At 70.0% G+C, this 7,463-nt stretch carries 7 protein-coding genes; 4 read left to right on the top strand and 3 right to left on the bottom strand.

The features are described 5' to 3' along the window. Positions 1–123: 123 nt before the first annotated feature. Positions 124–1,125, bottom strand: a complete 1,002-nt coding sequence (locus E4P42_RS13645; protein WP_209305772.1) for a zinc-binding alcohol dehydrogenase family protein — start codon at positions 1,123–1,125, stop codon at positions 124–126. Between the two features lie 192 nt (positions 1,126–1,317). Then, positions 1,318–2,844 (bottom strand): HNH endonuclease signature motif containing protein, encoded by a 1,527-nt coding sequence (locus E4P42_RS13640; RefSeq protein ID WP_135126593.1) that lies wholly within the window; start codon positions 2,842–2,844, stop codon positions 1,318–1,320. Between the two features lie 161 nt (positions 2,845–3,005). Between E4P42_RS13640 and E4P42_RS27000 the strand changes: the two genes are divergently transcribed. Together E4P42_RS27000 and E4P42_RS13630 are read left to right on the top strand one after the other, a co-directional pair. Beyond that, positions 3,006–3,254 carry a hypothetical protein gene (locus tag E4P42_RS27000; protein WP_135126879.1) on the top strand — a complete coding sequence of 83 codons (249 nt, stop codon included), beginning with the start codon at positions 3,006–3,008 and terminating at the stop codon, positions 3,252–3,254. Positions 3,255–3,383: 129 nt separating this feature from the next. Further along, positions 3,384–3,830 carry a pyridoxamine 5'-phosphate oxidase family protein gene (locus E4P42_RS13630; protein WP_135126592.1) on the top strand — a complete coding sequence of 149 codons (447 nt, stop codon included), beginning with the start codon at positions 3,384–3,386 and terminating at the stop codon, positions 3,828–3,830. Here the strand turns inward: E4P42_RS13630 and E4P42_RS13625 are convergent. Beyond that, positions 3,808–4,269 (bottom strand): SRPBCC family protein, encoded by a 462-nt coding sequence (locus E4P42_RS13625; RefSeq protein WP_135126591.1) that lies wholly within the window; start codon positions 4,267–4,269, stop codon positions 3,808–3,810. The genes E4P42_RS13630 and E4P42_RS13625 overlap by 23 nt on opposite strands. 67 nt (positions 4,270–4,336) lie before the next feature. On the opposite strand from E4P42_RS13625, the gene E4P42_RS13620 reads away from it, so the two are divergent. Both E4P42_RS13620 and E4P42_RS13615 read left to right on the top strand, forming a co-directional pair. Beyond that, positions 4,337–5,998 (top strand): FAD-dependent oxidoreductase, encoded by a 1,662-nt coding sequence (locus E4P42_RS13620; RefSeq protein ID WP_135126590.1) that lies wholly within the window; start codon positions 4,337–4,339, stop codon positions 5,996–5,998. Next, positions 5,995–7,455, top strand: coding sequence for an ATP-binding protein (locus E4P42_RS13615; protein ID WP_135126589.1), 1,461 nt, complete (start codon positions 5,995–5,997; stop codon positions 7,453–7,455). The genes E4P42_RS13620 and E4P42_RS13615 overlap by 4 nt, the downstream gene beginning before the upstream one ends. Positions 7,456–7,463 lie beyond the last annotated feature (8 nt).

The raw sequence follows: 7,463 nt of genomic DNA, 5'->3' as shown, positions 1-7,463 counted from the left end.
AGCCGAGCATTAGCGTGGGACACGAGGACCTCCGTGTGTGTGAAGACGTCAGACATCTCCACTAAGCCCGGAGGTCCTCCCCTCTCACAGCCAAACCGTCAACAACGTCCCTGCCGAGTACATCTAGATCAGCAGGACGGCGGCGCCCGCGATGCGGCCGGCACTCAGGTCGCGCAGCGCCGCATCGGCGCGGTCGAGTGGGTACTCGACGGCCGCGATCTCGATGCGGTGGCGGCCGACGAAGTCGAGGAATTCGCGGGCGTCCGCGCGGGTGTTCGAGGTGACCGATCGGATCTGCCGCTCCTGGAACAGATGTCGTTGGTAGTTCAATGCCGGGATGTCGCTGAGGTGGATACCCGCGATGGCGAGCGTTCCGCCGCGATCGAGGCCTTCGAGCGCCGGTAGCACCAGGTCGCCCACCGGAGCGGAGAGGATGGCGGCGTCGAGTTCGACGGGCGGCGGGTCGCTCGGACCCTGCGCGGACGCCGCGCCGAGGTGCAGCGCCAGTTCCCGGGCCCGCTCGCCGCGGGTCATGACGTGCACCTCGGCGCCTTGGGCGAGGGCGACCTGCGCGGTGATGTGGGCGCTGCCCCCGAACCCATAGATGCCGAGGCGGCCACCGGGAGGCAGGTCGGCGCGCAGCAGTGACCGGTACCCGATGATGCCCGCGCACAGCAGGGGCGCCAGCTCGATGTCGGAGTAACCCGGGGGCAACGGGTGCACGAACGCCGCCGGGGCGGTGATGAATTCGGCATATCCCCCGTCGGCGTCCCACCCGGTGTAGCGCGACTGCGGGCAGAGGTTCTCCTGCCCCCGCCCGCAGTAGCGGCACTGTCCGCAGGTGTGCCGCAACCAGGCGACCCCCACCCGGTCCCCTTTCGCGACCTCCGTGTCGACCTCGGGCCCGACGGCGACGACCTCCCCCACCACTTCGTGACCGGGCGTCACGTGGTCGCGGTGTACCGGCAGATCCCCCTCGGCGACATGGAGATCGGTGCGGCAGACACCGCATGCGCGGACCGCGATGAGCAGCTCACCATCGGCGGGATCGGGAACGTCGGCGGTGACCAGCTGGAGCGGGTCGGTGGCGATGGGGCCCGGTGTGCGCACCTGCCAGGCACGCATCGCGCGCGCACTCGCACCGCTCGAGCCTTCGTGCGTTGTTCGCTCGGTCATAGCGCACGATAGCCACGACCGGCGGCGCCACCATAGGGCCGAAAGGACTGCAGTCGGCAGCGCGCTCGCCCACGGGCGTAGATCTACCGGCCGCACAGTGGACGCGCTGACCGGATATGGGCCGGCCTGGCCGGCCGCACCTCAGAAGGGTGGTGGGTCGTCGCCGGGGTCGGCTGGTGGGGTGGGTTGGAAGTAGGGGTGGATGCGTTGTCGGCGTTCGATGCGGGCTTGGTGGTTGTGGGCGCGTTCGGTGGCGATGGCCGCGGCGCGGTGTTCGGCGCGGGTGCGGCGGCGTTGCGGGGCTTTGGCCATGCGGTCAGCGTCGGGGTCACGCTTGTCCGCTGAGGCACGGCGGGTCGCGGGGGCGGTGGGCGCGCACAGGGTGGGGAAGATGAGGGCGGAGCCGGGGGTGGTGAGGTAGGTGTCCCCGGCCGGCGACGTCCAGATCACCGTGCCGTCGGGCAGTTGCTGATCGGCCCAGCCGCCGAACGTCTTGAGCAGGTGATGGGCCCGGCACAGGCATTTCAGGTTGGCGGCCTGGGTGGGCCCCCCGGCGGCGTGCGGGATGGTGTGGTCGATATCGGCGCTCACGGCGGGCCGATCACAGCCCGGGAACCGGCACGTCAGATCCCGGCAGCGGACATACTCCGCCAGCGCCGCACTGGGTGTGTAGCCGGCTTCCGGTGGGGCGTCGCCGGGGAACACGACGGGGCGGATGGTGGCGTGGGCGGCGAGGTCGGCCACCACCTCCGGCGGCAACAACCCGTCGGCCCCCACCAGCACCCCCATGCCGGCCGCGGGATCGGCAGGCGGGGCAGCGCTCCCACCGCCGCTACCGGTGACGGCGGAATCGGTGATGAGGTGCAGCACCACCGGCGGTGCGGCGCCCGCGTCGCGGGCGGGGCAGTCGGGGCGTTGGCAGTGGCAGGCCATCCGGTCGGCGCCGAGGGTCATCGCCGCCATCGCGTCGGCGCGGCGCTGCTCGAGGGTGCGCGGATCGCGGTCACACACCGTGCCCGCCAGCGCGGTGAGCCGATCCAACCAGGCGTGCGCGGTGGGTGAGGCCACCATGCCGCCGAACAGGCTCATCCCGCCGAGCTGATCGCTGACCCACACCTCGCGTTTGTCGGCGTAACTCTTGCGGCGCCGCACCCCATCCGGATCCAGCCGGCCCACCATCCGGTCGACGTAGGTGAGTAGCGCCCGATACGACATCCCCGGCAACCGGGCCGCCGCGGCGGCCAGTTGGGCGTCGATGCGGGCCAACACCCCCAGATCGACCACCAACCCGGTGCGATGCACCAGCGTCTCGACCACGCGCTCGGTGATGTCGCCCGCGGCGAACACCGCGGCCACCAGCGGCAGGCGGTCGCGCAGGTCTTTGGCCAACCCGACCTGCGCCGAGGCGGCCAGGTGGGTGATGTTCAACGCGGCGGCGACTTCGCCGGCCACCGCGCTCACCGTGTCCACCACATGCGCTTCGGCGTCAGGCCCGGCGGTGGCGGAGCGCAGCGCGAACAACTCCGCGATCGCGGTCAACCGGGCCGCGGCCTCCCGATTCTCGCGCCGCGCGGCGGCCGCGATCTGCTCGACCAGCGCCGCCGATTCCGGCGTCACCGCCGGGCAGCGCCGCTCGAACCCCAAGTCGAGAGGACCCTGACCGAACATACTTTCGATCTTAAATCCACCCCCCGACAACCCGATCCGGCTGATTCCTGCCAGGCGCCGGTCAATCACTGCCACCGGAAATCAATGCCCTGACGTGCGGGTTTGGACAGTCAGAACCGGAACACAAGCGCTCCGGACGGCCACTGAAAGAAGTGAGAACGATGAACAAGTTCGCCGCCACCACCCTGCTCGCCGCCGCCACCACCGCCGCCCTGTTCGGCCTGGCCGCCCCCGCCAACGCCGCCCCCGCCGGCCCCGGCAACGCCGCCGACACCATCAGCTCCCTGGATGACCGCGGCTACCAGGTCCGCGTCACCCAGCAGGGCATGACCAAGCCGCTCGATCAGTCCAGCATCGTCTCGGTCCGCTACGACAACGACGACCGCATCGTCTACGTCACCACCCGCTGACCCCACACCAACACACAATGGGCCGCCCACCCGGGCGGCCCTTCGTGTTGCGGCGAAGGACGTTCGGCCCCGCCGTCCGGGGACCTTGGACCGCAGCGACCGCACATGTCGAACGGTAGCGTCATCGGCATGCCGGAAAGCGCTGCGCCCGTGAGGATCCTGCCGGAAAGCGAATGCTGGAACCTGCTGTCGAGCGTCTCGCTGGGCAGGCTGGTCACCAGCGTCGACGACCACCCGGAGATCTTCCCGGTCAACTTCGTGGTCCAGCACCGCACCGTCCTGTTCCGCACCGCCGAGGGCACCAAACTCGTCAGCACCGCAATCAACCGCCACGTGCTGTTCGAGGCCGACGAACACAACGTCGCGGAAGGCTGGAGCGTGGTGGTCAAGGGCGTCGCGGCCATCCTGCACAGCCCAGACGACATCGCGGAAGCCGAACGCGGACAACTACTTCCGTGGACGGCCACCGCCAAACAGCACTACGTGCGAATCCGGCCGCTCAACGTCACAGGTCGGCGGTTCGTGTTCGGCGTCCAACCGGACGACCAGCCGTTCACGCCTCCGCGGTCTTCTTGATCGCCGCCAGCGTCACGGGGATCCCGCGGTGCGCGGCCTCGGTGCGCGTGGCGATCTGCGCCTCGGCGTCGTCGCCGAACCGCTCGTGGAATCCGGCGATCCCCCGCGGCGGGAACCGCCACGACTCGGTCAGGCGGGTTCCGCCGTCGACCGGCTCCATGGTGAAGCCCCACCGCACCCAGCCGTTGTTGACCTCCCAGGCGAACTCGCGGCCCGGCTCGGCGGCCACCACCTGACTGCGTGTCTCCCAGGTGCGCTCCGGGGTCTCGTTGCGGCCGGTGAACCACGCGCCCACCCGAGGTCCGGCGCCCTCATCCCACCAGCAGGCCCGGCACTGCGGACTCCACTCACCCATCCGCGTCACGTCGGACACGAGCGCGTACACCTCGGCCGGTTCGCGCGCCACGATCACGGAATCGGAGAACTCGAGCTCACTCACGGCGGGAAGTGTAGAACCCCCGGCTCACCTCGGTATCGGCTGGACATCGGGCGCATACTTGATCTCGATGACAGGCCCTGCCGCACCCCGTAAACCCGTGATCCTCACCGTCGACGACGACCCCGCGGTCTCGCGAGCGGTGGCACGGGATCTGCGCCGTCACTACGGCGAGAACTTCCGCATCGTGCGGGCCGAGTCCGGCCCGGACGCGCTCGAGACACTCAACGAGCTGAAGCTGCGTGGCGAGACCGTCGCGGTCTTCGTCGCCGACTACCGGATGCCGCAGATGAGCGGTATCGAGTTCCTCGAAGAGGCGATGGACATCTTCCCGATGGCCCGTCGCGTACTGCTCACCGCGTACGCCGACACCCACGCGGCCATCGACGCGATCAACGTCGTCGACCTCGACCACTATCTGCTCAAGCCGTGGGATCCGCCCGAGGAGAAGCTCTATCCCGTCGTCGACGCGCTCGTCGAGGCGTGGCGCGAGACAGGTGACCGGGCCATCCCGCACACCAAGATCATCGGGCATCCGTGGAATGCGCGGTCCTCGGAGGTGCGGGAGTTCCTGGCCCGCAACCGCCTGTACTACACGTGGTTCCGCGCCGACGAGTCGAAGGGCCACCAGCTCCTGGAGGCCGCCGGGCTCGACGGGCTGACGCTGCCGGTGGTCATCACCGAACAGGGTGAGACGCTGGTCGACCCGACCGACGCCGAACTCGGCGCCACCCTGGGTCTGACCACCACGCCCGCCGAGGACTTCTACGACCTGGTGGTCATCGGCGGCGGGCCCGCCGGTCTGGCCGCCGCGGTGTACGGCGCCTCCGAGGGGCTCAAGACCGTGCTCATCGAACGCACCGCGACCGGCGGGCAGGCCGGCCAGAGTTCGCGCATCGAGAACTATCTCGGCTTCCCGGACGGACTCTCGGGCGCCCAGCTGGCCGAACGGGCCCGTAGGCAGGCCGAGAAGTTCGAGGCCGAACTGATCACCGCCGCCGAGGTCACGGCGCTGGAGGTGGACGGCTCGGCGCGGACGGTGAAGCTGTCCGACGGCCGCTCGATCGGCGCGCGGTCGGTGATCCTGGCCATGGGTGTGGAGTACCGGCAGCTGCCGGCCGACGGCTGCGACGGCCTGACCGGCGCCGGCGTCTACTACGGCGCCACCTCGTCGGTGGCGTCGGACTGCGAGGACGACGAGGTGTACGTCATCGGCGGCGCGAACTCCGCCGGACAGGCCGCGATGTACCTGTCGCGCACCGCGAAATCGGTGACGATCGTCAGCCGCCGCACGCTCGAGGATTCCATGTCGCACTACCTGATTCAGCAGATCAGGGCCAACGACAAGATCAAGGAGATGCCCTACACCGTCGTGCACGCGGTCAAGGGCGACGGCCACCTGGAGGGGGTGTGCCTGGAGAACACCCGCACCGGTGAGCGCGAGGAGCACAAGTGCGGCCGGATGTTCATCTTCATCGGCGCGGAGCCGCGCACCGACTGGCTCGACGGTGTCGTGGTTCGCGACGACCACGGTTTCATTCTGGCCGGACCCGACCTGCGTGAGGTCTCCGGCTGGACCCAGGACCGCCCGCCGCACCATCTGGAGACCAGCGTGCCGGGCGTTTTCGTGGCCGGCGACGTCCGCGCCGAATCGGCGAAACGGGTGGCCGCCGCCGTCGGCGAGGGTTCGATGGCCGTCATGCTGGTGCACCGCTACCTGGCCGAGGCATGACCTCCCCACCGCTCGACGAGGACCCGACGGCCGCGACGCCGTCGTGTGACATCGACGAACTGCGCGGGCTGTTCATCTTCGCCGGCCTCACCGACGAGCAACTGACCCGACTGTGCCGCAGCGGACGGGTTCTCGACCTCGACGCGGGTGAGCTGTGCCGCGAAGGCGAACCAGCCGCCCACTTCTACGTCCTGCTCGACGGCGAGATCGCGCTGTCGAAGCGGTCGGGTACCCGCGACATCGACATCTGGCGGGCGTCGGACCCGGGCGCGTACTGCGGCGCGTGGTCGGCGTTCCTGCTCGAGGAGGACACCACCTACGAGAACACCGCGACCCTGACTCGGCCGTCGCGGGTGTTCGCGCTCGAGGCCGAGGCGCTGGGCCGGTTCCTGTGGTCGGACTTCCCGATGGCCACCCACCTGCTGGTCGGCCAGACGCACGGCCGATTCCACCAGCGCCGCATCCTCGGTCCGCACGACCGGCTGGTGCAGCTCGGTCAGTTGACCGCCGGCCTGACCCACGAACTGAACAACCCGGCCGCGGCCGCGGTGCGCGCCGCGGCCGAACTGCGGGACCGGATCGGCGGAATGCGCCAGCGGCTGGCCGAACTGGCCGACGGCACCGTCGCGCCGGGCGCGGCGCGCGCGCTGGTGGAACTGCAGAACCGGGTGGCCGAGGTGGCGGCGAAGGACGCCGGGCTCAGCCCGGTCGAGATGTCGGATCTGGAGGAGGCGCTCGGCGACTGGCTCGACAGCCACGGGGTGACCGACGCCTGGGAGTTCGGGGCGACGTTCGCCGAGGCCGGCCTCGACATCGACTGGATGGAACGCATCTCGGCGTCGGCCGAGATGACGTCGGTGTCGCTGGACCGGACCATCCGCTGGCTGAGCTGCACCATCGAGACCGAGCTGCTGCTCAATGAGATCTCCGACGCCACCAAGCGCATCTCGACGCTGGTCGGTCAGGCCAAGCAGTACTCGCAGCTGGACCGCGCGCCGTTCGACGTGGCCGACGTGCACGACCTGCTGGAGAGCACGCTGACGATGCTGTCGCACCGGCTGGGACCCGACGTCACGGTGGTGCGCGACTTCGAGCCGGGCCTGCCCGAGCTGCCGTGTTATCCGGCCGAGCTCAACGTGGTGTGGACCAACCTGATCGCCAACGCGCTCGACGCGCTCGACGGCGCGCCGGACAAGGTCCTCACCCTGCGCACCCGCCGGCATCTGGACATGGTCCGCGTGGAGGTCGTCGACAACGGGCCGGGCATCGACGACGAGATGCTGGGCCGCATCTTCGACCCGTTCTTCACCACGAAGCCGTTCGGGGAGGGCACCGGATTGGGCCTGGACATCGCGGCCCGCATCGTCGACCGGCACTCCGGAAGCCTGTGGGCGGAATCAACGCCGGGCGATACGCGTTTCATTTCTGCACTGCCGATCACCGCGCCGCCGGCGTAGGAGGGACC

The organism is Mycobacterium sp. PS03-16, assembly GCF_004570325.1.
In the GTDB taxonomy this organism is placed as follows: domain Bacteria; phylum Actinomycetota; class Actinomycetes; order Mycobacteriales; family Mycobacteriaceae; genus Mycobacterium.
Note: the sequence above shows the minus strand (reverse complement) of the source record. Positions and strands in the feature narration are given on the sequence as shown.

What these genes read in the sequence shown, in the direction of transcription:
- E4P42_RS13645 (WP_209305772.1), bottom strand. Translation starts at nt 1,125, where the DNA reads ATGCGTGCCTGGCAGGTGCGCACACCGGGCCCCATCGCCACCGACCCG.
- E4P42_RS27000 (WP_135126879.1), top strand. Translation starts at nt 3,006, where the DNA reads ATGAACAAGTTCGCCGCCACCACCCTGCTCGCCGCCGCCACCACCGCC.
- E4P42_RS13615 (WP_135126589.1), top strand. Translation starts at nt 5,995, where the DNA reads ATGACCTCCCCACCGCTCGACGAGGACCCGACGGCCGCGACGCCGTCG.
- E4P42_RS13640 (WP_135126593.1), bottom strand. Translation starts at nt 2,844, where the DNA reads ATGTTCGGTCAGGGTCCTCTCGACTTGGGGTTCGAGCGGCGCTGCCCG.
- E4P42_RS13620 (WP_135126590.1), top strand. Translation starts at nt 4,337, where the DNA reads ATGACAGGCCCTGCCGCACCCCGTAAACCCGTGATCCTCACCGTCGAC.
- E4P42_RS13630 (WP_135126592.1), top strand. Translation starts at nt 3,384, where the DNA reads ATGCCGGAAAGCGCTGCGCCCGTGAGGATCCTGCCGGAAAGCGAATGC.